Below are 25,660 nucleotides of genomic sequence, written 5' to 3'. Positions count from 1 at the left end.
AAAGCCGTTTATTCCAGAGGCACGGCCGCATCGAAGAAATCGCCCCACGGATCCCTCCGACGGCTCTCCACTCGCCGCGGCACGTTGCCGAGCGTGAAAGCGGCGGGACCGCTCACCTCGTGCAATTCCGGCCAATCCAACGGCATCGAAACCGGCGCACCCGGTCGCGCCCGCGTCGAATAGGCCGCGACCGCCGTGTTGCCGCGGCCGTTGCGCAGATAATCGATGTAGATATGCCCACCGCGTTTTGCCTTCGTCGCGGTTGCCAAATATGTGTCCGGCGCGTCGGCCGACATGCTTTCGGCCAGCGAGTGGGCGAAATCCTTCACTTCCGCCCAGCCGGCCTTCGGCGCGAGCGGCGTCACCACATGCAGTCCTTTGCCGCCCGACGTCTTGACGAAGGCAGCCAGGCCGCGGGCTTCCAGCCGCGCCTTCAATTCAAGCGCTGCTGTTATGACAGCGCTCCAGGCTACGTCCTCGCCGGGATCGAGGTCCATGGTGATCATGTCGGGTTTTTCCCAATCGTCAGTCGTTACGCCCCAGGGATGAATTTCGAGCACGGCCGACTGCACCAGCGCCACGAGCCCGTTGAAATCGGCGATGCGCAGCAGCTTTTCGCCGTCCGCATCCTGCGGGTCGGCGATCTCCTCGATATGCGGATTCATACCCTTCCAGGCATGTTTCTGGAAAAACCGCTGGTGGCTTTTTATGCCGTCGGGCAGGCGCAGCAGCGCCAAGGGCCGATTGACGACATAAGGCGCAATGAACGACCAGACTCCGGCGTAATAATCCGCCAGCGCCTGTTTGGTCACGCCCTCATCCGGCCAATAGAGCCGGTCGGGATGGGTCAGCGATACGTCCGATACCGGTGGATGTCTGGGGCTCATTCTTCGATCTCGCTTGTGAGGAAATCAAGTAGCCTGTTTTCCTCGGCCCGCAAGCCCCGTAGCGGCTCGTTAACAGTCTCGATCAGCGGATGGTCGTTGCCGGCGAGCGCGATGATGGCGGGATGGATATAGCTCGAGCGCGAGATCGCCGGTGTGTTGTGCAGCGCCTCGGCCGCAGCCTCCGACATCTGCTTTACCGTCGGCCGGCCGCCACTGAGGATCGTCTCACGCGCCACACCGAAGGCCGCCAGCGATCCGGCCCAGGTGCGGAAGGTTTTCGCCGAAATCGGAATGCCCGATATTTCGGCCAGATAGGCGTTCAACCGGCCGGAATCGATTGGTTTCAGTGCCCCGCTTTCGTCCTTCCAGACGAAGAGCTGGCGGCCGGGCAAGTCGGCTATCTCCTCCAGGATCTTCTGCAGCCTGGGATGCTTGAGGCTGCGCTGGACGCGCCTGCCACCCTTGGCGCGAAATTTCAGCTCTATCTGACCGTCGACGATCTTCAGGTGGCGCTTCAGCAGTGTCGTTGCGCCATAGGTGCCGTTCTCCCTGACATAGGCCTGGTTGCCGACGCGTAAGTGTGCCTCGTCGAGCAACGTCGTCAAAGCCGCGAGCACGCCGTTGACATCCTCCGCACCGGTGTCGAGATGGCGCAGCACTGTGCGGCGTATCTTTGGAAGTGCCCGGCCGAATTCGATCAGCTGGTGGAATTTGCCGGCGCTGCGGAAGGATTGCCAGTCCTTGTGATAGCGGTATTGCTTGCGCCCGCGCGCATCGAAGCCCGTCGCCTGGAGGTGGCCGTTGTCGTAGAGACAGATCCAAACATTTTCATAGGCCGGCGGCAGGCCAAGCGCTCTGATGCGCGCCCGCTGCAATTCATCGGCAAGCGTCGTGCCGTCCGGCATGACGTAGCTGAAGCCCTTGCCCTTCCTTCGTCTGCGGATGCCTGGTTCGGTATCGCTGACATAAACGAGACCAAGTTCGGTGATGGCTTCGGCATTCATGCTGTCTGTGACCCGCTATTTGCTGCGGCGGCCGAACTGGAACCACCGGCGGCGCTGAGCCTTGGTTGCCCCCTCCGGCGGTTGGGTCTGTCCTTTCGGCGCAAAGACCGCCACGCTCTGGGCATAGACCATGACCGGATTGTCCTCATCGTGCACCTCGAAGGCCTCCGTCTCCGTTCCAGTATCGAGAACCCTCGACCATTGTTTCAGTCCGTTGACCACAGGCAGGTGAACCTCGCAGTCGCCGCCGGCATTGAAGATGAGGAAGAGGTCGTCCATCGTCTCGGTGTCCGGCGCATGCACGCTCCTCGAGAGATAGACGCCGAGCACCTGCAAACCGTCGTCGTTCCAGGCACCGTCATCCATGAAATTGCCGTCCGGCTTGTACCAGGCGATCTCGATGCGCCCATCCTCGCTGACCTCTCCGGTGAGGAACCGCTCCTGCCGCAGCACCGGGTGAGCCTTCCGGAAGGCGACGGCCTGCCGGCAGAAATCGAGGAAGGGGTCGTCGAGCCCTGCCCAATCGGTCCAGCCGATTTCATTGTCCTGACAATAGGCGTTGTTATTGCCGCCCTGGCTGTTGCCGAGTTCGTCGCCGGCCAGGATCATCGGCACGCCCTGGGAGAGCATCAGCGTCGCCATCATGTTGCGCCGCCGCCGTGCCCGCGCGGCATTGATATCGGCATTATCCGTCGCACCCTCGGCGCCCATGTTGTCGGAATGATTGTCGGAATGGCCGTCCCGGTTATCCTCGCCGTTCGCCTCGTTGTGCTTGTCGTTGAAGGAGACCGTGTCCATCAGCGTAAAGCCGTCATGGGCCGACAGAAGATTGATCGAGGAGGTCGCGCCCCGGTCGGAATGGTTGAACTGCAGCGCCGAGCCGGTGACGCGCGCCGCCACCTCCGACACCATGCCGCCATCGCCCTTCCAGAAACGGCGCACGTCATCGCGGAACTTGTCGTTCCACTCACGGAAGGGATGCGGGAAGCCGCCCACCTGATAACCGCCCTCGCCGATATCCCAGGGTTCGGCGATCAGCTTGACGCCCGATAACATCGGATCCTGCCGGATGGCGCCGAAGAAGCCGCCCTGCCGGTCGAACTCCAGATCCTGCCGGCCGAGCGTACTGGCAAGATCGAAGCGGAAGCCGTCGATATGCATAACGCCCACCCAGTAGCGCAGGCTGTCGAGGACCATGCGCATCACCATCGGGTTGGCGACATTCAGCGTATTGCCGGTGCCCGTCGTATCGAAGGTGTGGCGCGGATCGTCGGGAGAGAGGATGTAATAGCTCGCATTGTCGAGCCCGCGGAAGGACAGCGTCGGGCCTTTTTCGCTGCCTTCGGCGGTGTGGTTATAGACCACGTCCATGATGACTTCGATGCCGGCGGCATGGAACTTCTTCACCATGGTCTTGATTTCGGTGATCTTGTCACCGGAGAGGTAGCGGGATTGGGGCGCGAAGAAACCGAGCGTCTGGTAGCCCCAGTAATTGCGTAAATCCTTTTCCAGGAGATAGCGATCGTCGAGGAAATATTGGATCGGCAGGAGCTCGATCGCGGAAATGCCGAGCTTGACGAGATGGTCTATAATCGGATCGCTGCACATGCCGAGAAATGTACCGCGCAAACGATCAGGCACTTTCGGATGGGTCATCGTCAGGCCGCGCACATGCGCCTCATAGATGATGGTGTCCGGCCACGGACGGCGGATCGCCTCTTCACCCGCCCAGTCGAAGTCCGGATCCTGCACCACGCCCTTCACCGTAAAGGGTGCGCTGTCGCGCTCATCGAAGGTAAGGTCGTCCTCGCCGATCTGATAACCGAACAGCGCGTCATCCCATTTGAGCTCGCCCGTCACTTGTTTGGCATAGGGGTCGAGCAGGAGCTTGTTCGGATTGAAGCGATGGCCTGCTTGCGGGTCATAGGGACCATGAGCGCGATAACCGTAAACGGTGCCCGGTCCGACGCCGGCAATATAGCCCGACCAGATGTCGCCTTCGCGTTTCGGCAGTGGCAGCCGGGCGATCTCATTCTTTCCGTCAGACGAGAAGAGGCAGAGCTCCATCTGTTCCGCATGGGCGGAGAATACCGCGAAATGGGTGCCAGAACCCGTATACTCCGCTCCCAGCTCCGGCTTGAGGAAGTCGAGTTCCGAAAATGAAAAGCTCATGGTGCCCCGCTTGCTGAAAAGACCAAGCGGGAAACGTCACGGCCGTTCGAAAGTTCCCTTTTTAAAAGGGAAAGCGAAGGATCTTGCTCGCCGATCGAAGCGTTTACGGCATCAGCTGGCCGCCATTGACCTCGATGATCTGGCCGGTGATGTAACCCGACAACGTCGGCGAGGCGAGGAAGAGATAGGCGCCGACGCAATCTTCCGACGTGCCGACGAAACCCATCGGGATCGACTTGCGCTGCAACTCCATCTGCTCGTCATTGGTATAACGTTCGTGGAAGGGTGTCGCGATAACACCCGGCGCTACCGCGTTGACGCGGATCCTGTCGGCGACGAATTCCTTGGCATGCCCGCGCGTGATCGTCGAGACGAATCCCTTGGACGCCGCATAAAGGATCGCACCATTGCCGCCGCCGTTGCGCGCGGCGATCGAGGTTGTGTTGATAATGAAGCCGCCCTGCTTCTTCAGCCAGGGATGCGCCGCACGTGTTGCCGCCAGCACCGAGCGGGCATTGAGGTCCATGACCGCCGCATAATGCGCATCGGTATATTCCGAGGTCGGCTTGCGCCCGAGCATGCCGCCGGCATTGTTGATGAGCCCGTCGAGATGACCGAAGGTCTTCGCCGTCTCGTCGACGACACGCTCGGTCTCCCCTTCCCTCGAAACGTCGCCCTGGATCAGATGCACGGTGCCGCCGGCAGCCCGGATTTCCTCTGCAAGCTTCTCCGCCGGTTCGCGGCTGGCATTGTAATGCACGCCGACCTTGGCCCCTTGAGCGGCAAAGGCGCGGGCGAGCGCCGCGCCGATCCCGGTCGAGGCGCCGGTGATCAGCACCGCCTTGCCGGACAGGTCCGGCAACTTGATGGATGCGAGCGATTGCGCAAGTTCGACCATGGCGACGATTGCCTCCCGAAAAACCAAGGACATAGGTGATGAAACGAATAGGAGAAGTCTTATCAGGGGAAATCGACGAAGGGCAATGCACGAAAAGGCGAGATTTGCGTCGCTCTTAGGGAATGCTGGATGATCTCACGCGGGCGGCGCCATCGTCACCGAGGGCCGCCCTGAAGCCAGCAAGAACCGAGGAGGGTCTGGTTACGGAGCCGCGTCAAAGACCGGCTGCGGCTCCCGACGGACAAGGGGTGGGAATGCCAGCGCGATCGCCGCCGCTCCCAAACCGACCATCGCAGAGCCGATGAACAGCCAAGAATAATTGGCGAATGTGTCGAAGATCCAGCCGCCGATCAGAGGGCCGAAGGCCATGCCGAGGCTGGAGAGCATCGTTGCCGCGCCCAGGACGGTACCGATGATGCGCTGGCCGAAATATTCCCGCGCCAGCACCGCATAGAGCGGCATCACGCCGCCATAGGCGCTGCCGAAGACGATGGCGAGTGCGTAGAATTCGCCGAGCCGGCTGACGAAGAGATAGGTCGCGAGCGCTGCCGCCTGCACCAGCAGGCCGGCGACCAGCACCGGCTTCACGCCGATCCTGTCGGCAAGGCTGCCATAGAGCAGCCGGCCGCCCAGTCCCGCCAGCCCCTCGACGCTGTAAATGCTGACAGCCGCCATAGGTGCCACGCCGCAGATCGTCGCATAGCTCACCATGTGGAAAATCGGCCCGGAATGGGCCGCACAGCAGGCAAAGAAGGTCAGGCCAAGCACGATGAATTGCGGCGATCGAAAGACTTTCGACAGTTGCGGCCGGGCGCCGTCAGCCGCGAACGCGGTCCCGCTGTCGGCGGTCTCGGTCGGCGGGCGCCTGACCAGCAGAGCGGCCGGAACGAGCAGCACCCAGGCAGCGATGCCGATGATCAGCATGGCCGGCCGCCATTCATAGGCCGAGATCAGCCAGCGCGCGAAGGGTGAGATCGTCATCGGCGCAACGCCCATGCCGGCGGAAACCAGCGACACCGCAAGGCCGCGGTTTTCGTCGAACCAGGCGGTCGTCGCCGCGATCATCGGCGCGAAGAACGTGCTGGCGGCCAGTCCGACAAGGATGCCGTAGGTCAGCTGGAACTGCAGCAGGGTCTCGGCCCGGCTCGCCAGCACCAGCGCCAGGCCGAGCAGAACGGAGCCTATCAGCACGACCACGCGCGGGCCGAAGCGGTCGCTTGCCGCCCCCCAGAAGAAGCCGCCGAAACCCATGACGATGAAGTTCAGCGTCATCGCGCTCGCTATGCCGACATGCGACCAGCCGGTCGCCGTTGCAATCGGCTCCTGAAAGATCGCCAGCGAGAACATCGCGCCGAGCGCAACGCATGTCATCAATGCGCCCGCAGCGACGATGACCCAACGATAGGAAACACCCATGGCTTCATAACCTCCATGCCGACAGAGTGATCGCGGCGCATGCGGCAAGCCTACCGCACTTTACGCCTGCGATCTCAAGACGTTTGGGCCGCGGCGGATTCGACAGCGCACTCACATCTTTTTTAAGTCGAATCGGCAAAGGCCCTATCGGCAATGCGCTCTGATCCTCGAAGCTAGCCCAATCCCAGCCTGTTAAAAAGCTCGGCCGGTGCGCCATACTGCTCGATGACTTGCCGCATAAGATGCAACATTCGTTCTCGCTCTTCGGGCCGGTCCTGCCAGAGGTCGTGCTTTTGCCCTGGATCCTTGCGTCGATTAAATAGCAGTGGCTGGCTGTCCAGGTTCCGCCGGTCTCCGGGGCCGTCGGGGGTGATCGGAATTTTCCATTGCGGCATGTCGATACCGGGAATGTAGTAGCCATGATCAACCGGCTTGTCCTGCGGCTCGATGGTGGTCGGCAGCATGGTCGAGTAGGCGTAAAGCGGTTTCTCGCGATCTGGCGGCTGGATCAGCGTCCATTCGCCATCGGTGCAGCAGATGCCTTGCCCGAATGTCCCGTAAATGACGGCGTTCCGCGCGTTGCTGGTATCTCCTTTGAGAAGCGGCAGAAATGAATGCGAGTGCGTCTTTCGTGGCGGTTCGACGCCGGCGATCGCCAGGATCGAGGCGAAGAGATCGACGGTCGACGTCAGATTTTCAATCGCGCCGCCATTGGCTTGGAAGCCGGGGTGCCAGACGAGCAGCGGAATGTTCGCGTGGCTATCGAAATGCGGGAACTGTTTGCCATAACCGCCGCGTTCGCCGAGGTCGTGTCCGTGATCGGTGGTGACGATAACGGCCGTGTCGTCCCAGAGTTGGAGTTCGTCCAGGGTGGTGAACAGCTTGCCCAGCCACCGGTCCGTCATCGTCAGTTTGGCGCCATATTGCGAGCGAACGAAAGCCAGTTCCTCGGGCCTCGCCTGGCTCATGAACTCCGCCTGGCGTGCCGCATCCTGATAGGGCGGCCACAGCGTGAAGCGGTCACGCGCCGCACCGTCGCCGTACATCGATGCATAGGGCTCCGGCACATCGAAGGGTTCATGCACGTCAAAGGACTCGACCTGCAGGAAGAACGGCTTTCCGGTCTTCGGCTTGGCGAGCCATTCGCTCGCTGATGTCATGACCTTGGCGGGGAAGAAATCAGACTCTTCCTTGAAATTCGCGACATTGGAAAAGTAGCGATGACCATAGCCCGGGCGCCATTTCTCAATATTGTGCGCCCATTGCGGCAGATCCGCCTCCGGCACGAGCGGCTCCCAGAAATCCAGTTCGTGCCCTCGAATGAATTCCGCACTTTGGAAGCTCTGGATGTAGCCGTTCGCCGACTCCTCCCAATAGTGATAGTGATCGGTGACGATCGCGGTAGTGTAACCCGCACTCTCCAGCAATTTCGGCAGACGAAGGTCGAAGGGTTCAAGTGGTCCCCAAGGACGCCATTGCATGCCGCTGAAGCCTGCAAAAATCTCACGCCGCGCCGGCATGCAGGGCAGGCTGCCGACGAAGTGATTGTCGAAACGCCAGGCCTTTTGGGCGAAAGACTGGAGATTCGGCGTCGCGAACTCGGTTCCGCCATAGGCCGAAAGAGCATTGCGGTTAACGCTGTCGATAAGCACGAGGATGATGTTCATGGAAGGACCTTCGATGTTCGTTCGAGGCGTTCACACCGCTACAGCTTCACCGCACCGGCCGCGAGATCGGAGACGAGCTTTCGCTGAAGCAGCATGAAAAGGACAAGCGTGGGCAGCGTCGAAATCACCGATGCCGTCATCACCAGATTCCATTGGGTGGTGTATTCGCCGAAAAAGCCGGCAAGCCCGACCGGCACGGTCTTGTTTTCGTCCGCTGTCATCAGTGTCAGGGCAAACAGAAATTCATCCCACGCCGACACGAAGGCGTTGACCGCGACCGTCACCACACCCGGCCAGGCGATCGGCAGTATGACCTTGAAGATGATCTGCATCGTCGAAGCGCCGTCGAGCTTGGCCGCCTCGTCGAGATCCTGGGGAATTGTGTCGAGGTAGCCGAGAAGCAGATAGATGGCGAATGGCAGGTTCATCGCCGTATAGGAAAGAACCAGGCTCAGCGGACTGTTGATCAAGCCGACGGCGAAAAACATCGAGTAAAGCGGCGTGATCAGGATCACGTAGGGAAACAGTTGCGTGCAGATCACCAGGATCAGCAGTAGGCCGCGGCCGCGGAAATCGCGGTTGCGCGAAAAGCCATAGGCGGTGATCAGCGAGATGGTAACGGCCGCAACAGTCGAGATCGTGCAGACGACGAGGCTGTTCCTGAGGTAGCTCGGGAACGGCGAGTTCTGAAGGAGCGTGTAGTAGTTTTCCAGGGTGACGCTGGTGAACAGCTGAAACGTCCGGGTGAAGATCTCCTTGTCCGGACGGAAGGAAATCAGCACCACCCAAATGAAGGGGAATGCCAAAATCAGCAGCAGGCCGAGACCCAGAATGACGGTGATTAGATCCTTTGCAAACCTGATGTGCCGCGCTCGATGCGTCATCGAAACATTCATGACGACGCTCCCCGTTTCCTGCGGGAGAGAACCCCGAGGTAGATGAGCGCGAAGGCGAACATCATCAGGCTCATGAGAACGCCGATTGCGGCACCCTCGCCGACGCGATAGTCGACAAACGAGACCGTATACATCTTCGTTGCCAGAACCTGCGTGTAATCGCCCGGCCCGCCTCGGGTGGCGAGCCAGACGTAGACGAAATTGTTGAAAGTCCAGATCGTCGTCAGCAGTGCGACGACCGCGATGACAGGTTTCAGCATCGGCAGGATGATGCGCAGGTGTATCTGAAACTCGGACGCACCGTCGATGCGGGCCGCTTCCCTCAGTTCCCTCGGAATCGACTGCAGCGCCGCGAGAAAGGTGATGATGACGAAAGGGAGCTCGCGCCAGATCAACATGGTTTCGACCGCGCCCCAGACCGTCGACGTCCTGGAAAGGAACGGAATTCCCCTGTCGATGAGCCCTGTCGACAGGAGAAGCTGGTTGACCGCGCCATAGCGGGGATCGAGCAGCCACTTCCAGGCGGCAACGGCGACGACCGGCGGCGTTACAAATGGGACAAGCACCAGCGACCGGACAAGCCAGCCGATGCGCCATCTGGCAAAGACCTCGGCGTTGAGAAGGATCGCGAGCGCAAGTCCGAGGGCCAATCGAATGACGACCGTCACGAATGTCAGCAGGAAAGCCGTGTTGAACAACGCGCCGGCAATTCCTTCATCCTTGAGGACCGTGGCAAAGTTGGCAAAACCGACCCACCGACCCTCCTTTCCCAGATCGAAAAGGCTGAGGTCCTGAAAGCTGAGCGCGATATTGTAGAATGCCGGGCCGGCGAAAAAGATTGCCAGGATGAGTATCGCCGGCATGACCAGGCCATAAGGCTCGAAATGCCAACTCCGGAATGATCCTCGTCTTTCGGCGCGCTTGGCCAGCGCGCCGTCCGGGTTTGCGGAAACAGACATGGTCAGTCCTTGCCGCGGGCGAGCAAGTCGTTGAGCTCCTTGATGATGACATCCGCAGCCTCATCAGGATTGCGCTGCCCGGAGAATACGGCGCCGAACTCACGATTGATAAGGGCTGTCATGCTCGACACCTTGATCGGGGAAGAGATGTACCGCTCGAAGGTCTGCGCCAACGGAAGCATCGTCACATAGCCCTGCTCGGCCGGCGGAAACTGGAGCTGTGAAAGCAGCGACTTTTGCGAGGGATACTGGTTATAGGTTTTGAAGGTCTCGGGGCCGACCAGATATTTGACGAACTCCCAGGCCTCCTTCTGATGCTTGGTGTTGGGATTGATACCCAGCGCACGTCCGCCAAGATGGGAGATGCGCTTCTCCGTCCCTTTCGGGATTGGTGCCGTCAGCAGCGGCTTGTCCGATTGTTTCTGGGCGGCCCTGAAGGTTTGCGGCGGAAAGAAAGTGATCGCGCAATCGCCTCGGCCAAGCCCCCCGATCAGCTCCGGATCGCCCCACGCATTCACGGTGATGAGATTTTCCGGCGCTGTTCCGTCCACGAAAAACTGGTTGAAATAGTTCATCGCCGCCGCCAGTTGCTCCGGCGTCACCGACACCTTCCATTTCCCCGGGCTTCCCTCCGTGACCAGGGTCGAGCCGTTGCTCCAGAGGTAATAATTCACAAGTGTCCACATGCCACTGTCGGGTGCGCTGCCTGCGGGGAAGCAGAACCCGTATTGTTCGGTTCCGCCACCTTCGGTGGTCAATGTCTTGGCAGCTGCCGCAAGATCGTCCCAGCTATCCGGAAAGTTTGAAACACCTGCTGCCTGTAGGAGATCCGGGCGATAGGCCATTGAGAATGTATCTGCCGTCCATGGCAGGCCGAAGATTTTGCCGTCGAGGGTGGCGAGGTCGAGAGCCAGAAAATCGTCGGTGCCAGCTCCCGGCGCATTCGATTGGATGAGAGGACTGAGATCGAGCAGCAGCTTCGATCGCGCCAGATCACGCGTCCACACGAAAGCCAGCTGTTGAACATCCGGTCCCGCACCGGCGGGAATTTCGCGCGCCAACTGGGCAAGTGTGTCGCCGCCCGACATCGTCTCCAATTTGACCTGGACATCGGGATGACCGGAGTTCCAGGCGTCGACGGCGGCAATCAGGCCTTGAATTTCGGTCGGGGGATCGAATTGACGAAACGTCAGCTGGACCTTGTCCTGCGCTGCCGATGGAACGATCGCAAAGATCATCGACGCCGCCGTCGTCGCGGCGAAAATCAGCTGCCGGCCTATGCCGTTTTTAAACATCGGTTCCTCCTCCTTCTATCCCCATCCCGCGCTCCGATTTCCTTGTCGAAGGCTTATTCTTCTGTGTAGAGCATCCGTCGAAACGTGCCGATGAGCACGAAATCCCGTACATGATGGGCTTTCGTCGCTCTTGGCACGCCAGAATTAGTCTACTATTGTTGTGTACAATGTGGCGCAGATGGTGCTGAGGTCAAATGCAAACATGCTATATGTTATGCATAATTCGCATAGGGAGAGAGACGGATGCGGGAGCTACGCCAATTTGTCGAAGTGGCAAACCAGCGATCGATCTCGCGTGCCGCCAAGAAGCTGAATATTTCGCAGCCGGCGCTTTCCCGCGCTATCCGGCAACTCGAAGACAGCTACGGTGTTCCGCTGTTCAACAGGACCGGAGCCGGCGTCGAATTAAGCGTTTACGGTTCAGCCCTTTACAGCCGGGCGGTGCGGATATTGCCGGCGCTCGATGAAGCGAAAGAAGAGATCGAACATCTTCAGGGCCGCGCCAAGGCCGTTATTCGCATAGCCACCGGCGATCTTTGGGGGCTCGTCATATTGCCGGGCATCATAAAAGCCTTCAGCCGGACGCATCCGGGTGTCGTCGTCCACGTCGAGATAGCCGATGACGGCACGCGTTTCGAGGGGATGCGGCACGGCGTCTACGATCTCGTCTTCGGAACGCTCTCCTACAAATATGAAGCCGTCATGCAGGTCGAGTTCGAAACGCTGGCAAGACAGGCAACCTACATCTACTGCGATAGGGATCACCAATTGGCCAAAGCGGCGACTGTCACCCTCGATGATCTTCTGCGTCAGCGCTGGATCAGCCCCGGTTACGGAGATGACGAAGGGCCTGGTCAACTCGAGCGTCAGACCCGCGATTTTGCGGTCCGTGTGGATTCCATGTTGCAGGCTCTGTTGATCATGCAGGGTTCGCCGCTGGTGATGGCCGCCTCCAGCGGCTTTGCGAAATTGTTCGATGGGTTCGGGATCAGACCGGTGATGTTCCAGGACCACGGCCGGGTACAGGAATCGGGTGCAATCTATTCTCCGCGTGCACTCGAAAAATCTGCGGTCCGCGATTTCCTGCGTCTGGTGCGTGGTTCGATGCCGTTGTTGGCGTTGCCTGAATTCTCGCTCGCTGAAACTGCGTGATCAAAGCATGCGAAACATCACCAATGCGTCGACGTAACCTCGCGTCGGATGAAGGAAGACACCAGGAAGCCGGCCGACGATATCGAAGCCAAGAGATTGCCACAGCTGAACCGCGCGCTCGTTGCTGCTGACGACGAAGTTGAACTGCATGGCCCGAAAGCCCCTCAGGCGGGCATGGTCGAGGGAATGTTCGTGCATCCGGCGGGCGACGCCGCGGCCGCTCGCAGCAGCATCGGTCATGTAGCCGCAATTGCAGACATGCCGTCCGCCACCGGCTTGATTGGTCTTGATGTAATATGTGCCGAGGATCACGCCATCCTCTTCGGCGACGAAGGTCTCGCGGTCCGGCCCCATCCAGTAGGCGAGCGCATCGGCTTCGGTCAGATCGCGATCGAGCGCATAGGTTTCGCCGGCGCGGATCGTCGGACCGATGATCCTCCAGATGGCGCTTCGATCGTTCTCGTCTGCAGGTCGGATCAGCATGCCCGATCTCTAACGAAACCGGGCGCGCCACGCAACGGGTAGCCAGCCTCCGGCAAAGTTGGAAGCGTCCCGATCTCAAACTCTCTCGAGTGCGATCGCAATCCCCTGTCCGACGCCGATGCACATGGTCGACAGCGAGTATTGTCCGCCGGTCTCCAGAAGCTCGAGCGCTGCCGTGCCGGTAATGCGTGCGCCCGACATGCCGAGCGGATGGCCAAGCGCGATCGCGCCGCCATTGCGGTTCACGCGTGCGTCGTCATCGGCAATCCCGAGCGCGCGCAGCACCGCTAGCCCCTGGCTGGCAAAGGCCTCGTTGAGTTCGATCACGTCGAACTGGTCCGCGGTCATGCCGAGCCGTGCCATCAGCTTGCGCGAGGCTGGGATCGGCCCGACGCCCATCACCCTTGGCGGAACGGCGGCAGCCGCGCCGCCGAGGATGCGGGCGATCGGCGTCAGGCCATATTTCCGCGCCGCCGCTTCGGAAGCGACGATCAGTGCGGCCGCCCCGTCATTGACGCCGGAGGCATTGCCTGCCGTCACCGTGCCGCCTTCCTTCTTGAAAGGTGTGGCGAGTTTCGCCAGCGTTTCGATCGTCGTTGCGCGCGGATGCTCGTCCTTCTCTACGACAACGGGATCGCCCTTGCGCTGCGGAATGCTCACCGGCGTGATCTCCTTCGCCAGCCGTCCGTTCGCCTGGGCGGCGGCCGCCTTCGCCTGGCTTCGCACCGCAAACGCATCCTGATCTTCGCGGCTGACATGATAGTCTTCGGCAACATTCTCGCCGGTCTCCGGCATGGAATCGACGCCATACTGCTTCTTCATCAGCGGATTGACGAAGCGCCAACCGATCGTCGTGTCGTGGATTTCGGCGGCCCGCGAGAAAGCCGTCTCGGCCTTCGGCATGACGAAGGGCGCGCGTGACATGCTTTCGACGCCGCCAGCGATCATCAGCTCGGCCTCCCCGGCGCGGATGGCGCGCGCCGCCGTGATCACCGCATCCATGCCGGAGCCGCAGAGCCGGTTGATTGTCGTGCCGGGAACCGCGATCGGCAGGCCGGCGAGCAGGGCCGACATGCGCGCGACATTGCGGTTGTCCTCGCCCGCCTGGTTGGCGCAGCCGAAGATCACATCGTCGACGGCGTCCCAGTCGACGGCGGCATTTCGTTGCATCAGCACCTTCAGCGGGATTGCGCCGAGGTCGTCGGCGCGCACCTGGGAGAGCGAGCCGGCGAAGCGGCCGATCGGCGTTCTGATATAGTCGCAGATAAAAGCTTCGGTCATGGCTTTTCCTCAGAGTTTGGGGACGACGAGGTCGGCAACCGGCCCCTCGAGGTGCAGCGGCGCGCCGGTCATGGCCTGCAGTTCCTCCTGTGACATCGCGGCCAGCTTCTCGCGCAGGACGAAACGTCCCTTGACGATGTCGATGACGGCGTGGCTGGTATAGACGCGGGTGATGCAGGCGACGCCGGTCAGCGGGAAGGTGCATTTTTCCACCAGCTTCGGCTCGCCTGTCTTGGTGACGTGCTCGGTGATGACGCAGACCTGCTTGGCGCCGTGCACCAGGTCCATGGCGCCGCCGACGGCCGGCACGCCTTTGCTGCCCACCCGCCAGTTGGCAAGGTCGCCGCTCTGGGCAACCTGATAGGCGCCGAGGATCGCGACGTCGAGATGGCCGCCGCGCACCATGGCGAAGCTGTCGGCGTGATGGAAGAAGGCGGCACCCGGCTTCAGCGTCACCGCCTTCTTGCCGGCGTTGATCAGATCCCAGTCCTCTTCGCCGGCTGCCGGCGGCTCGCCGAAATTCAGGATGCCGTTTTCGGTGTGGAAGATCGCCTGCCGGCCGGGCGGCTGATAACGGGCGACCATTTCGGGAAAGCCGATGCCGAGGTTCACATAGGCGCCGTCGGCAATGTCCTGCGCGGCGCGCCAGGCGATCTGCGCGTTGGAAAGCTTGATGTCTTCGCGGGTGTTAATGGGGCTGATATCGATGGTCATACGTAGGCCACTCCGGCTCGAATGAGCTCTTCTTCCTGCTGGGGATTGGGAACGGCAACGACGCGGTCGACGAAGATGCCCGGTGTCACCACCTGCTCGGGATCGATGCCGCCGGCCGGCACGATGGATGAGACCTGGACGATGGTCTTTGCTGCCGCCATGCACATTAGCGGATTGAAGTTGCGGCCGGCCTTGTTGTAGGTGAGGTTGCCCTGGATGTCGCCGATCGCAGCCTTGACGATCGCGAAGTCGGCCTTCAGCCAGCGCTCCTGCACGTAATGGCGGCCGTCGAATTCGGCGATGACCTTGCCGTTGGCCAGTTCGGTGCCATAGGCCGTCGGCGTATAGAAAGCCGGGATGCCGGCCCCGCCGGCGCGGATGCGCTCGGCAAGCGTTCCCTGCGGCACCAGCTCGAGCTCGATTTCGCCGGCCAGATATTTGTCGGTAAAGGCGCGCGGATCCGATGAACGCGGGAATGAGCAGATCATCTTCCGCACCATGCCGGCATCGATCATCGCAGCGATACCGATGCGCCCGTTGCCGGCATTGTTGTTGATCACGGTAAGGTTCTTGGAGCCCTTGTCGATCAGGGCATGAATGAGCTCGATCGGCGCGCCCGAGCCACCAAAACCACCGATCATGACGGTCGCGCCATCCCCGATCTCAGAGACGGCTTCCGCCGTGCTCCCGACTGTCTTGTCCATGCGGGATCTCTCCTTGGCTAGATGCGGCCGGGAACTCTCCATCCCGCCCTCTGCCGTAGACATAAAGCGCGGCAGGTCAAGCGACAATATATTTGTGCGATATTTGACATTTGTTCGTATATCGCACAAAATGAAGTGAATCCATTGGAGACCGAACCCATGCGCGAAACGGATTTCGTCAGCGGCTTTGCCCGCGGCCTGAAGGTGATCGAAGCTTTCGGCGAAACCCGGCAGCGGCTTTCGATTGCCGAGGCCGCCAAGCTGACGGAGCTTGACCGCGCCACCGTGCGTCGCTCGCTGCTGACGCTCGCCGAGCTCGGTTATGCCGATTATGACGGCAAATTCTTCACGCTGACGCCGAAGATCCTGCGCCTTGGCCATGCCTATCTCGCAGCGACGCCGCTGCCGGCGCTGCTGCAGCCGCATCTCGATCATCTTTCGGAAAAGGCCGGGCAGAGCGCCTCGGCCTCGGTGCTCGACGGCACCGACATCGTCTATATCGCCCGCGCCTCGCAGCGCCGCGTCATGTCGATCAACCTCACCCCCGGCAGCCGCCTGCCCGCCTACTGCGCCTCGATGGGCCGCGTGCTGCTTGCGGCCTTGGCCGAGAGCGAGGCGCGCGCCATCCTTGCCCGCAGCGAGCTGAAGCAAAACACGCCGAATACCAAGACAGACCCCGAGGACCTCATCGCCGAGTTCCGGCGTGTCCGCGCCGAGGGTTATGCCATCATCGATCAGGAGCTGGAGATCGGCCTCTGCTCCATCGCGGTGCCTGTCGACAACGACCGCGGCGAAACGGTCGCGGCAATCAACATCGGCGCGCCGGCCGCCCTCGTGCCGGCGGCGGAGATGAAGGAACGCTATCTGCCGCTGCTGAAGGAAACACAGGCCGCGTTGCGGCCTCTGCTGCGGCGGTGACGGTGGCCGACGCAGCGCATATTGCGGGCCCGCGCCGTGACCCAGCTGGGGATCTGCCGGGCTCACGGACCAACGACATCTTTCTCAACAATAACAATCAAGCCGTCGAAGCATTCCCACTTGATGTATCATAATTTCCGATATACATCATTTCATCGGAAATGGTGGGGGAATGATGGAACGCTCGTTTTTGACGATTGCCGCCGGCGAGAATAATGATGCGATACGCGCGCTTTCGGCGCCGGCGCGGCTGGAGATGCTCAAGCTGCTTTGCGCCAAAGGGCCGATGAATATCAACGATATCGCGCGTGCCCTTTCTCTTCCTCAATCGACTGTCGCTACCGGGATCCAGATTTTGGAAGATGCCCGGCTTGTCGATTCCCAGCTGACAAAGGCCCGCAAGGGAAACCAGAAGATCTGCTCGGCGATCTACAGCGAAATTCTGATCAGCTTTGAGGAAAGTGCGGCCCAAAGGGCCAACAATATCATCGAAGTCGAGATGCCGGTCGGGCTCTATACCAGCTGTGACGTGCATGCGCCGTGCGGTCTTTGCTCTACCGAGAGCGTCATCGGTCCGCTCGATGTGCCCGACTATTTTCTGGATCCACAACGTATGCAGGCCGGGCTTGTCTGGTTCGGCAGGGGCTATGTGGAATATAAATTCCCCAACAATGCCAAGGTGTTGAATAAAGATATCCGCGCCATCGAGTTTTCGCTTGAGCTGTCGTCCGAGGTGCCGGGCACCAATCCGGACTGGCCTTCCGATATAACCCTCTGGGTCAATGGAATGGCGATCGGAACCTGGACGTCGCCCGGCGACTATGGCGACAAGCGCGGCGCCTTCACTCCGGCTTGGTGGAAGCTCGAGGGCTCGCAATATGGGATGATGAAGACCTGGCGGATATCCACGCGCGGCACCTTCATCGACGGTATCGCCGCCTCGAATGTCACGCTCAGCGATCTCGCGCTTGCCCAGCACTCTTCCATCCGGCTCCGTGTCGGTATCGCCGAGAATGCCGGCCATACCGGCGGCGTCAATATTTTCGGCCGCGGCTTCGGAAATCACGGACGCGACATCATCATGCGGCTGCATGTATAAAAAATCGAAATCGGAAATCTTGATTTAAATATCACGATTCTTTCCAGTTCGGGTCGCGAATAAAATCGCCCAAACAACTGTAATTACACAATTTTTTCTGAAATTCCTATTAGTATGATTAAAGTCGCAACTTGGTTGACAGAACAACATTCCTGATATCAAGTTAGAGGCAAGAAAACAAAATACCTGATATATAAACGGGAGGATCCGTTGAAGACGAACGTTGTGGTTCACCGCGATTTCCGCATCGCGACCATTGATTCCAGGCTCTACAGTTCATTTCTCGAGCATCTCGGCAGGGCGATCTACGGGGGCATTTATGAGCCCGGACATCCGACCGCCGATGAGGACGGATTCCGCCGCGATGTCCTCGATCTGGTCCGTGAGCTCGACACGCCATACTGCCGCTATCCCGGCGGCAACTTCGTCTCGGCCTATAATTGGGAAGACGGCGTCGGCCCGCGCGCCGAGCGCCCGGTGCGCCTCGACCTTGCCTGGCGCACCCGCGAAGCCAACCAGATCGGCGTCAACGAATTCGTCGACTGGTGCAAGAAGGCCAACACCAAGCCGATGCTTGCCGTCAATCTCGGCTCACGCGGCCTGGATGCCGCCCGCAATTTCCTCGAATATTGCAATCATCCGGGCGGCACCTACTGGTCGGATCTGCGCCGCAAGCACGGCTGGTCCAATCCGCACGATGTCAAATTGTGGTGCCTCGGCAACGAGATGGATGGCCCCTGGCAGGTCGGCCACAAGTCGGCCTATGAATATGGCCGGCTGGCGGATGAGACGGCGAAGGCCATGCGCGGCTTCGACAAGTCGCTTGAACTCGTGGTCTGCGGCTCGTCCAATTCCGACATGAAGACCTATCCCGAATGGGAAGCGCAAGTCCTCGAGCAGTGCTATGACAGCGCCGACCATATCTCGCTGCATATGTACTTTGCCAACCGCGAGAAAAATACCCTCAACTATCTCGCCCGCGCGACGAAGCTCGACCGCTACATCACCACCATCGGCGGCGTGATCGACTACATCAAGGCGAAAAAGCGCTCGAAGAAGACGATCGGCATTTCCTTCGACGAATGGAATGTCTGGTATCATTCCAACCAGCAGGACAAGGAGATCCTGGCGCGCGACGAGTGGCCGGATGCGCCGCATCTCCTGGAAGACATCTATAATTTCGAGGACGTGCTGCAGGTCGGCGGCATCTTGAACACCTTCATCCGCCGCTCCGACCGGGTGCGCATCGCCTGCATCGCGCAGCTCGTCAACGTCATTGCCCCGATCATGACCGAGGACGGTGGCGCGGCATGGCGCCAGACCATCTATTACCCGTTCTATTACGCCTCCAGATATGGCCGTGGAACGGCGCTGCAGCTGATCGTCGATGGCCCGACCTATGATAGCGACGAGGAGAACGACGTCCCCTATCTCGACGTATCGGCAGTCCATTCCGAGGACGGCAGGACGCTGACCTTCTTTGCCGTCAACCGCCATCCGAGCACGGCGCTCGATCTCGATGTGCGGCTGGAAGGCTTCGGAAATGCCCGCGTGGTCGAGCAGGTGGAAATGACCCACGGTGATCTGGAAGCCGTCAACACGGCAGCGCGGCCGCAGACCGTCGCCCCAGTCAATGTCGAGAGTGGAAAGATTGAGGATGGACGGTTGCGGGCAGCGTTGAAACCGTTCTCCTACAACGTCATCCGGCTGTCGGTGTGACAGCTACCGCCGGGGTAGCCCATTTGGGGCACGCCCCGGCTGAAGATATTCGGCTCGCTGCGAGGAGGCAGGGAGCCGGAGGGATGGTTCACTGAGGCTCTGGACTTTCAGGTCCTGATGCCTCTGCGAACCGACAACCGCGACATGCCCATGCGTGCCTTTGCGGCCGCGGCATGATCGCATTCAAGGGAGGAGTTCATGCAAAAGTGGAAGAGGTTTGCATTCGGCTTCGTGCTGGCCACGTTCGGCCTGACCGCAGTGGCCGGAGCCCAAGAATACACCTCCTTGCCGCGCAAGGAGACGCTCATCGTCGAAAATCCGGAAGGGACGATCAAAAATCCCGGCTGGTTCAACATCTGGGTCAATGGCGGCGGCGGCGTATCGACCGGCCTGCAGCAGCTGACCATGGATACGCTCTGGTATATCGACCCCGAACAAGGACTTGGCGGCGCGACCTGGGACAATTCGCTGGCTGCCGACAAGCCGCAATATAATGGCGACTTCACCGAGATGACCGTGAAACTGCGCAAGGGGCTCTTCTGGAGCGACGGCGTGGAGTTCACGGCAGACGACGTGGTCTATACCGTGAAGACGCAGATGGATCACCCCGGCATGGTCTGGAGTGCTGCTTTCTCGGTGCAGGTGGCAAGCGTCGAGGCGACCGACCCCTCGACGGTCGTGTTCAAGCTGAAGAAGCCCAATTCGCGCTTCCACGCCCTCTTCACCGTTCGCTGGAACGGCGCCTGGATCATGCCCAAGCATGTCTTCGAGAAAGTCGAAGATCCGCTTCGTTATGATTTCGCCAATCCCGTTTCGCTCGGCGCCTACAAGCTCAAGTCATACGACCCCCAGGGCAAGTGGTATACCTGGGAGAAGCGTGACGACTGGCAGCGGACCTCGCTTGCCCGCTTCGGCGAGCCGGCCCCGAAATACGTGACCTATACCGATCCCGGCCCGCCGGATAAACGCACCATCGCGCAGCTCGAGCACAATCTCGATATCATTCACGACAACACGCCTGAGGGCATGTTCACGTTGAAGGAAAAATCCAAGACGATCGAGACATGGTTCCCGGGCTTCCCCTTCGCCCATCCGGATCCGACACTTCCGGCGGTCATCTTCAACACCCAGAATCCGCCCTTCGACAATGCCGATGTACGCTGGGCGCTTGCCCTGCTGATCGACATCAAGGCGGTTGATATGGCGAGCTACCGCGGCGCTGCCACGCTTTCGGCGCTCGGCGTGCCGCCGACGGCGGCCACGATGAAAGACTATCAGGCGCCGATGCAGGATTGGCTGAAGAATTTCGAGATCGATACCGGCAAGAGCAAGATCAAGCCTTATGACCCGACGGTCGGGCAACAGATCGCCGATATCCTGCGCAAGCAGCCGAAGTTCAAGGACCAGATCCCGACCGACCCTGAGGCAATCAGCGGTGCGTTCGGCTATGGCTGGTGGAAACCGGATCCGAAGGCTGCCGGCGAACTGCTGGAGAAGGCAGGCTTCAAGAAATCCGGCGGCAAATGGCTGACCCCTGATGGACAGCCCTTCAAGATCCGGATGACGGTGGAAGGCGACACACGCTCGGTCTTCACCCGCGCCGGGACGCTGATCGCACAGCAATGGGCGGCATTCGGCATCGACGCCAAAGCCGTGCCGGCCGCGAAACTTTGGCAGACGGCGCTACAGCCCGGCGATTTCCAGGTGGCGATCGCCTGGAGCGTCGAAACCTGGGGCGGCGATCCCGACCTGTCGTTCTTCCTCGATAGCTGGCATTCGCAGTTCGTGGCCAAGAAGGGTGAGAACCAGCCGCCGCGCAATTGGCAGCGCTGGAGCAATCCGGAGCTCGACAAGATCATCGAAAGCATTCGCGGCATCAGCGCCGACGATCCCAAGGGCGTCGAGCTCGGCAAGGATTATCTGAAGCTGGTCGCCCGCGAAATGCCGACGATCCCGCTGATGTCGTATAACGTCTTCACCTCGATGGATACGACCTATTGGACCGGCTATCCGACGATCGCCGATCCCTATACCGATCCGGTGCCGAATTGGGCCAACTCCAGGCTGATGATGGTCAAGCTCAAGCCGGCACAACCGAAATAATCCTCCCAACGCCGGCGCGAGTGTTGCGCGCCGGCCCCCTAATCGACGGGCATGTGGCATGTCCGTCGATCCTTTCCACTTGATGAAGGGAACCAGAGAGGAACCACCGCCCTATGACGTCCTATCTGATCTTTGTGCTGAAGCGGTTCGGTCAGTTTCTGCTTGTCGTATTCCTTGGCGTGACCATCACATTCTTCGTCACCCACCTGACCCCGATCGATCCGGTCGAAGAAAGCATAGGCGCCATCACCCAGATGGGGCAGTCCGATCCCAATGCGATCGAGCTGATGCGCCAGTCGCTTCGCGAGCTCTACGGCATGGAGGGCTCGATCTGGCAGCAATATCTGAATTTCTGGCTGCGGCTCGCGACCGGTGATCTCGGTCCCTCGCTCTCGGCCTTTCCCACACCCGTTTCCACCATCATCCTGCGGTCCCTGCCCTGGACCATCGGGCTGATGACGGTGTCGACCCTCATCACCTTCGTGCTCGGCAATGCCATCGGCGCGCTTGCCGGCTATTACCGCAAGGACATGGTGCTGAAAGCCGTCAGCCTCGTCTTCATCGCCCTGCTTCCCATTCCCTATTACATTCTGGCCTTCGTGCTTTTGATTGTGTTCGGCTATCTCTGGCCGGTGCTGCCGATCAATGGCGGCTACGAGATGAACGCCAATCTCGACCTCTCCTTTGCGCTGGTCTTCGATATTCTGAAACACTCGATCCTGCCGGCCTTGTCGCTGATTCTGGTCGGCGCCGGCAGCTGGCTGATCGGCATGCGCGCGCTTGTTTCCAACATCATCACCGAGGATTATGTCGTCTTCGCCGAGCTTGGCGGCGTTCCGAAGCGGAAGATCCTGCGCTCCTATATCGCCCGCAATGCCATGGTGCCGCAGTTCACCGGGCTTGCCATGTCGCTGGGCGCGATCTTCAACGGCACGGTCATCACTGAAATCGTCTTCGGCTATCCGGGCATCGGCAACCTGCTGATCGAAGCAGTGCATGCCGGCGACTACAGCCTGGTGCTCGGCCTCAGCGCATTGTCGATCGTCGGCGTTGCCGCCGCGGTGTTCATCATCGACATTCTGAGCCCGCTGATCGATCCGCGCATCAAGGTGGAATAGAGCATGTTTACGATCGTCCGCGACCTCGCGCGCCAGAATATGGAATTCCTCAGCGGCCTGCTGCTCTTTGCCGTCATCGTCGGATTGATAGTGGTGTCCTATTTCTCGCCTTACAGCGCGACCGACATCTATCTTCTGCCGCCCGATATGCCGCCCGATGGCGAATATTGGCTCGGCACGACGTCGCGCGGCCAGGACGTTTTCTGGCAACTGACGACCGCGCTTCGCAACACCCTGTTTTTCGGCATCGGCGTCGCCGTCATTTCACGCATCATCTCGCTGGTCGTCGGCCTCGTCGCCGGTTATGCCGGCGGCGCCGTCGACCGGGTGCTGATGGCCATCAACGACAGCGTCATGGTCATCCCGCAATTTCCGCTGCTGATCCTGTTCTATTTCGTGCTGAAGGACAGCATGACCTGGACGGCACTGATCCTCATCATGGCCTCGCTCGGCTGGTCCTACGACGCACGCCTCATCCGTTCGGTGGCGATCAGCCTGAAGACGAGATCCTTCACCACCCAGAGCGTCTATTCCGGCATGAGCATGCGCAAGATCCTTGTCGAGGAGCACCTGCCCTATGTTCTGCCGATCGTCTTTGCCACCACGATGAACAACATGATCTGGTCGATCGGCATGGAAATCACCCTGTCGGTGCTCGGCTTTACCGATATCGAGACACCGACCATGGGCATGATGATCTATTGGGCCAATGCGCATTCGGCGCTGATATCGGGCATATGGTGGTGGGTGGCCGCCCCCGTCGCCGTCATCGTCGTCCTCTTCCTAGCGCTCTTCCTGCTGTCCATGTCGATGAACGAATACAATGATCCGCGCAGCCGGCTGAACCGGATGGGAAGTTAGTATGGATCCTTTGGTCGAAATTGAGAATCTGAAAGCCTATTACCGTGCCTTCCTCTTCGGCGTTGATCGCGAGGTGCGCGCCGTGGACGATATCAGCCTGACGATTGCCCGCGGCGAGGTCTATGGCGTTGCCGGTGAATCGAGCAGCGGCAAGACCACCTTGATCAAGACCATCGCCGGCGCCATCCGGCCGCCGCTGCGGGTCGTGTCGGGAAAAGTGACTTTTCATTTCGACGGCGGCACCCAGGATATCTACGCGATGAAGCCGGAAGATCGGCTGGCGCTGCGCTGGAAGCATCTGTCCTATATCATGCAGGGCTCGATGAATGTGCTCAATCCGGTGCGCCGGATCCGTCATTCCTTCACCGATTTCGCCTTTCGCCACATGAAGGTCAGCGGCCCGGTGTTTTTCGAAAGGGTCGCCACCCATCTGCAGCGGCTGAAGCTCGATCCGCATCTGCTCGACGCCTATCCCCACGAACTCTCAGGCGGCATGCGCCAGCGCATGACCATTGCACTGGCCACCATCCTGACGCCCGAATTCATCATCGCCGACGAACCGACGACCGCGCTCGACGTCATCGTTCAGCGCGACGTGCTGTCAATGATCCGCGAAATCCAGCGCGAGATGGGCTCGTCCTTCCTGTTCGTCACCCATGATATGGGGGTTCACGCGACGGTCTCCGACCGCATCGGCATCGTCTATGCCGGGCGTCTTGTCGAGGAAGCGCCGACCCCCAAGCTCTTCAACATGCCGCTCCACCCCTATACGCAGCACCTCGTCGGCAGCCTGCCGCGCATCGGCGACGCGACGGCTCGCCCTTCGCTGGAGGGGCGCCCGCCGAACCTCGCCATGCCGCCGGAAGGCTGCCGGTTTCACCCGCGCTGTCCGAAGCGCATGGACATCTGCTCGCAGAAGGTTCCGCCGCTCGTCACCGTCGAGCCGCAGCGGCGCGTCGCGTGTTTTGCCGTTACGGGAGATCAGGTTTGAGCGCTCTTCTTAGCCTCTCGCATGTCACCAAAGTCTACCGCCAGGGCGGCATGCTCGGCCGGCGGCTGATCACGGCAGTCAAGGACGTCAGCTTCGAACTGGGAGCGGAGCCAGAGATCCTCTCGATCGTTGGCGAATCCGGCTCGGGAAAATCGACGATCGCGGCGATGATCCTCGGCCAGACCGAACCAACGGAAGGCGAGCTTCAATTCAGCGGCAGGACCGTCGCAATCCATAGCAGAGCCGAACGCACGGCTTTCATGAAAGAGGTCCAGCCCGTTCTGCAGAACCCCTTCGAAGCCTTCAATCCGCTGAAACGTGTCGATCGTTATCTCTTCGAGACCGCCCGCAATTTTTCGTTCTCGGGAAACCGGCCGGACCGAGAGCAGGCGGAGAAGATGGCGGATGCCGCCCTCGTCCATGTCGGCCTGACCCTTGAAGAAGTGAAAGGCCGGTTTCCCCACGAATTATCGGGCGGCCAGCTTCAGCGCGTCGCCATCGCCCGGGCGCTGATCCCGCAACCCCGCCTGCTGGTGGCCGATGAACCGGTCTCGATGGTCGACGCATCGCTGCGCATGGCCATCGTCAATCTCTTCGCCCGCTTAAAAAATGAGCTCGGCCTTTCGATCGTTTACATCACCCACGACCTCGCCACCGCCTATTATATCAGTGACAACATCATCATCATGCGCAAAGGCGAAATCGTCGAGCGCGGACAGGCGCGGGCCGTGTTGGATGATCCGCAGCATGAGTATTCGCGGGCGCTGAAGGATGCGGTGCTGGCGGCGGATTTTAGCGTGGCGACGTAGGCGCTGCGGGGCAGATGCGGCAATGCCTGCGTCTGTCGCCCGGCGCGATCTCTTCGCGTGGGTGGCGGGAAAACGGGGCTCATTCGCTCGAGTTACTCAACGACGGTGGCTGGCAAGCCGGCACCGCTCATAAGTTGACTGTTGTGGTCTCGCGCGGACATTTGAAGAGATGGCTGACAAATCAGTCGCCTTGACGGGGATCTGGACCGTCAACGACGCTATTTCGATCGCGTGGGATAACAGCCACGTACGGATTCGGTCGGTCGCGCCGTCCAACTACTGTTTGCTTTACCGGATCTGAATTTCCGCCTATTCCCCGACTGATTTACCTTCCGGCTCGAATCTCCAGTTGAGGCGCGCGCCCGCATATCCTATTGATTCGGTTATTCGTTGGGCGAAATCATTGGATGAGATTGATATCCAAATGATTTTGCTGCGTGGGCTGAGATCGTAAACGCGAGATCGGCCTTCCCAGGCTTTATAGCGGATCTGATCCGCGCGTGTATGGTCGATC

At 60.4% G+C, this 25,660-nt stretch carries 22 protein-coding genes; 9 read left to right on the top strand and 13 right to left on the bottom strand.

All coding sequences use genetic code 11. The features are described 5' to 3' along the window. Positions 1–8: 8 nt before the first annotated feature. From ligD to V8P77_RS09505, 9 genes are all read right to left on the bottom strand, one after another. Entirely contained in the window at positions 9–887 is an 879-nt protein-coding gene (ligD, locus tag V8P77_RS09545; protein WP_335912040.1) for a non-homologous end-joining DNA ligase, read from the bottom strand. After that, positions 884–1,891, bottom strand: coding sequence for a DNA topoisomerase IB (locus V8P77_RS09540; protein WP_335912039.1), 1,008 nt, complete (start codon positions 1,889–1,891; stop codon positions 884–886). The genes ligD and V8P77_RS09540 overlap by 4 nt, the downstream gene beginning before the upstream one ends. 15 nt (positions 1,892–1,906) lie before the next feature. Beyond that, positions 1,907–4,063: a glycogen debranching protein GlgX gene (gene glgX / locus V8P77_RS09535; protein ID WP_335912037.1), complete on the bottom strand. Its 2,157-nt coding sequence runs from the start codon at positions 4,061–4,063 to the stop codon at positions 1,907–1,909. 103 nt (positions 4,064–4,166) lie between these two features. Then, positions 4,167–4,961, bottom strand: a complete 795-nt coding sequence (locus V8P77_RS09530) for an SDR family NAD(P)-dependent oxidoreductase (protein ID WP_026265610.1) — start codon at positions 4,959–4,961, stop codon at positions 4,167–4,169. A gap of 201 nt (positions 4,962–5,162) precedes the next feature. After that, the gene (locus V8P77_RS09525) at positions 5,163–6,377 is read right to left on the bottom strand and encodes an MFS transporter (protein ID WP_335912036.1); all 1,215 of its coding nucleotides are present in this window, start codon (positions 6,375–6,377) and stop codon (positions 5,163–5,165) included. A 173-nt stretch (positions 6,378–6,550) separates the two neighbouring features. Beyond that, positions 6,551–8,044, bottom strand: coding sequence for a sulfatase (locus V8P77_RS09520; protein WP_335912034.1), 1,494 nt, complete (start codon positions 8,042–8,044; stop codon positions 6,551–6,553). 38 nt (positions 8,045–8,082) lie between these two features. Beyond that, entirely contained in the window at positions 8,083–8,940 is an 858-nt protein-coding gene (locus V8P77_RS09515; RefSeq protein WP_335912033.1) for a carbohydrate ABC transporter permease, read from the bottom strand. Beyond that, complete coding sequence (locus V8P77_RS09510) at positions 8,937–9,899, bottom strand: carbohydrate ABC transporter permease (RefSeq protein WP_335912031.1); 963 nt, start codon at positions 9,897–9,899, stop codon at positions 8,937–8,939. Before V8P77_RS09510 ends, V8P77_RS09515 begins: the two co-directional genes overlap by 4 nt. 2 nt (positions 9,900–9,901) lie before the next feature. Continuing rightward, complete coding sequence (locus tag V8P77_RS09505) at positions 9,902–11,194, bottom strand: ABC transporter substrate-binding protein (protein ID WP_335912029.1); 1,293 nt, start codon at positions 11,192–11,194, stop codon at positions 9,902–9,904. 243 nt (positions 11,195–11,437) lie between these two features. Between V8P77_RS09505 and V8P77_RS09500 the strand changes: the two genes are divergently transcribed. Then, on the top strand, positions 11,438–12,346 hold the full coding sequence (locus V8P77_RS09500) for a LysR family transcriptional regulator (protein ID WP_335912027.1): 909 nt from the start codon (positions 11,438–11,440) through the stop codon (positions 12,344–12,346). Here the strand turns inward: V8P77_RS09500 and V8P77_RS09495 are convergent, their stop codons facing one another. From V8P77_RS09495 to V8P77_RS09480, 4 genes are all read right to left on the bottom strand, one after another. After that, entirely contained in the window at positions 12,347–12,829 is a 483-nt protein-coding gene (locus tag V8P77_RS09495; RefSeq protein ID WP_335912025.1) for a GNAT family N-acetyltransferase, read from the bottom strand. A gap of 75 nt (positions 12,830–12,904) precedes the next feature. Further along, positions 12,905–14,110, bottom strand: a complete 1,206-nt coding sequence (pcaF, locus tag V8P77_RS09490) for a 3-oxoadipyl-CoA thiolase (RefSeq protein ID WP_335912024.1) — start codon at positions 14,108–14,110, stop codon at positions 12,905–12,907. A gap of 9 nt (positions 14,111–14,119) precedes the next feature. Further along, on the bottom strand, positions 14,120–14,824 hold the full coding sequence (locus tag V8P77_RS09485) for a 3-oxoacid CoA-transferase subunit B (protein ID WP_335912022.1): 705 nt from the start codon (positions 14,822–14,824) through the stop codon (positions 14,120–14,122). Further along, complete coding sequence (locus tag V8P77_RS09480) at positions 14,821–15,528, bottom strand: 3-oxoacid CoA-transferase subunit A (protein ID WP_018483357.1); 708 nt, start codon at positions 15,526–15,528, stop codon at positions 14,821–14,823. Before V8P77_RS09480 ends, V8P77_RS09485 begins: the two co-directional genes overlap by 4 nt. A 159-nt stretch (positions 15,529–15,687) precedes the next feature. Between V8P77_RS09480 and V8P77_RS09475 the strand changes: the two genes are divergently transcribed. The 8 genes from V8P77_RS09475 (at position 15,688) to V8P77_RS09440 (ending at position 25,146) form a co-directional block, all read left to right on the top strand. Further along, on the top strand, positions 15,688–16,446 hold the full coding sequence (locus V8P77_RS09475; protein WP_335912019.1) for an IclR family transcriptional regulator: 759 nt from the start codon (positions 15,688–15,690) through the stop codon (positions 16,444–16,446). 172 nt (positions 16,447–16,618) lie between these two features. Beyond that, entirely contained in the window at positions 16,619–17,545 is a 927-nt protein-coding gene (locus V8P77_RS09470; protein WP_011655028.1) for an ArsR/SmtB family transcription factor, read from the top strand. Between the two features lie 210 nt (positions 17,546–17,755). Further along, the gene (arfA, locus tag V8P77_RS09465) at positions 17,756–19,264 is read left to right on the top strand and encodes an arabinosylfuranosidase ArfA (RefSeq protein WP_335912013.1); all 1,509 of its coding nucleotides are present in this window, start codon (positions 17,756–17,758) and stop codon (positions 19,262–19,264) included. A 198-nt stretch (positions 19,265–19,462) separates the two neighbouring features. Continuing rightward, a complete protein-coding gene (locus tag V8P77_RS09460) occupies positions 19,463–21,367 on the top strand; it encodes an ABC transporter substrate-binding protein (protein WP_335912012.1) in 1,905 nt (634 codons plus the stop codon). 113 nt (positions 21,368–21,480) lie between these two features. Then, on the top strand, positions 21,481–22,485 hold the full coding sequence (locus tag V8P77_RS09455) for an ABC transporter permease (RefSeq protein WP_020053050.1): 1,005 nt from the start codon (positions 21,481–21,483) through the stop codon (positions 22,483–22,485). A 3-nt stretch (positions 22,486–22,488) separates the two neighbouring features. Then, positions 22,489–23,346: an ABC transporter permease gene (locus V8P77_RS09450; RefSeq protein WP_020053049.1), complete on the top strand. Its 858-nt coding sequence runs from the start codon at positions 22,489–22,491 to the stop codon at positions 23,344–23,346. Position 23,347: 1 nt separating this feature from the next. Next, positions 23,348–24,337 (top strand): ABC transporter ATP-binding protein, encoded by a 990-nt coding sequence (locus tag V8P77_RS09445; protein WP_335912008.1) that lies wholly within the window; start codon positions 23,348–23,350, stop codon positions 24,335–24,337. Beyond that, on the top strand, positions 24,334–25,146 hold the full coding sequence (locus V8P77_RS09440) for an ABC transporter ATP-binding protein (RefSeq protein ID WP_335912007.1): 813 nt from the start codon (positions 24,334–24,336) through the stop codon (positions 25,144–25,146). Before V8P77_RS09445 ends, V8P77_RS09440 begins: the two co-directional genes overlap by 4 nt. Positions 25,147–25,660 lie beyond the last annotated feature (514 nt).

The organism is Rhizobium aouanii (genome assembly GCF_037002925.1).
Taxonomy (GTDB): Bacteria; Pseudomonadota; Alphaproteobacteria; order Rhizobiales; family Rhizobiaceae; genus Rhizobium; species Rhizobium aouanii.
This window is presented reverse-complemented; position numbering and strand designations above follow the sequence as displayed.

Bases quoted from the DNA above. Each gene is read 5' to 3' on its own strand.
- V8P77_RS09525 (WP_335912036.1), bottom strand. From the start codon at position 6,377: ATGGGTGTTTCCTATCGTTGGGTCATCGTCGCTGCGGGCGCATTGATG.
- V8P77_RS09515 (WP_335912033.1), bottom strand. From the start codon at position 8,940: ATGAATGTTTCGATGACGCATCGAGCGCGGCACATCAGGTTTGCAAAG.
- V8P77_RS09480 (WP_018483357.1), bottom strand. From the start codon at position 15,528: ATGGACAAGACAGTCGGGAGCACGGCGGAAGCCGTCTCTGAGATCGGG.
- V8P77_RS09495 (WP_335912025.1), bottom strand. From the start codon at position 12,829: ATGCTGATCCGACCTGCAGACGAGAACGATCGAAGCGCCATCTGGAGG.
- V8P77_RS09505 (WP_335912029.1), bottom strand. From the start codon at position 11,194: ATGTTTAAAAACGGCATAGGCCGGCAGCTGATTTTCGCCGCGACGACG.
- V8P77_RS09510 (WP_335912031.1), bottom strand. From the start codon at position 9,899: ATGTCTGTTTCCGCAAACCCGGACGGCGCGCTGGCCAAGCGCGCCGAA.
- V8P77_RS09455 (WP_020053050.1), top strand. From the start codon at position 21,481: ATGACGTCCTATCTGATCTTTGTGCTGAAGCGGTTCGGTCAGTTTCTG.
- V8P77_RS09445 (WP_335912008.1), top strand. From the start codon at position 23,348: ATGGATCCTTTGGTCGAAATTGAGAATCTGAAAGCCTATTACCGTGCC.
- V8P77_RS09450 (WP_020053049.1), top strand. From the start codon at position 22,489: ATGTTTACGATCGTCCGCGACCTCGCGCGCCAGAATATGGAATTCCTC.
- V8P77_RS09470 (WP_011655028.1), top strand. From the start codon at position 16,619: ATGATGGAACGCTCGTTTTTGACGATTGCCGCCGGCGAGAATAATGAT.
- pcaF (WP_335912024.1), bottom strand. From the start codon at position 14,110: ATGACCGAAGCTTTTATCTGCGACTATATCAGAACGCCGATCGGCCGC.
- V8P77_RS09520 (WP_335912034.1), bottom strand. From the start codon at position 8,044: ATGAACATCATCCTCGTGCTTATCGACAGCGTTAACCGCAATGCTCTT.
- glgX (WP_335912037.1), bottom strand. From the start codon at position 4,063: ATGAGCTTTTCATTTTCGGAACTCGACTTCCTCAAGCCGGAGCTGGGA.
- V8P77_RS09540 (WP_335912039.1), bottom strand. From the start codon at position 1,891: ATGAATGCCGAAGCCATCACCGAACTTGGTCTCGTTTATGTCAGCGAT.
- V8P77_RS09485 (WP_335912022.1), bottom strand. From the start codon at position 14,824: ATGACCATCGATATCAGCCCCATTAACACCCGCGAAGACATCAAGCTT.
- V8P77_RS09460 (WP_335912012.1), top strand. From the start codon at position 19,463: ATGCAAAAGTGGAAGAGGTTTGCATTCGGCTTCGTGCTGGCCACGTTC.
- ligD (WP_335912040.1), bottom strand. From the start codon at position 887: ATGAGCCCCAGACATCCACCGGTATCGGACGTATCGCTGACCCATCCC.
- V8P77_RS09530 (WP_026265610.1), bottom strand. From the start codon at position 4,961: ATGGTCGAACTTGCGCAATCGCTCGCATCCATCAAGTTGCCGGACCTG.
- V8P77_RS09475 (WP_335912019.1), top strand. From the start codon at position 15,688: ATGCGCGAAACGGATTTCGTCAGCGGCTTTGCCCGCGGCCTGAAGGTG.
- V8P77_RS09500 (WP_335912027.1), top strand. From the start codon at position 11,438: ATGCGGGAGCTACGCCAATTTGTCGAAGTGGCAAACCAGCGATCGATC.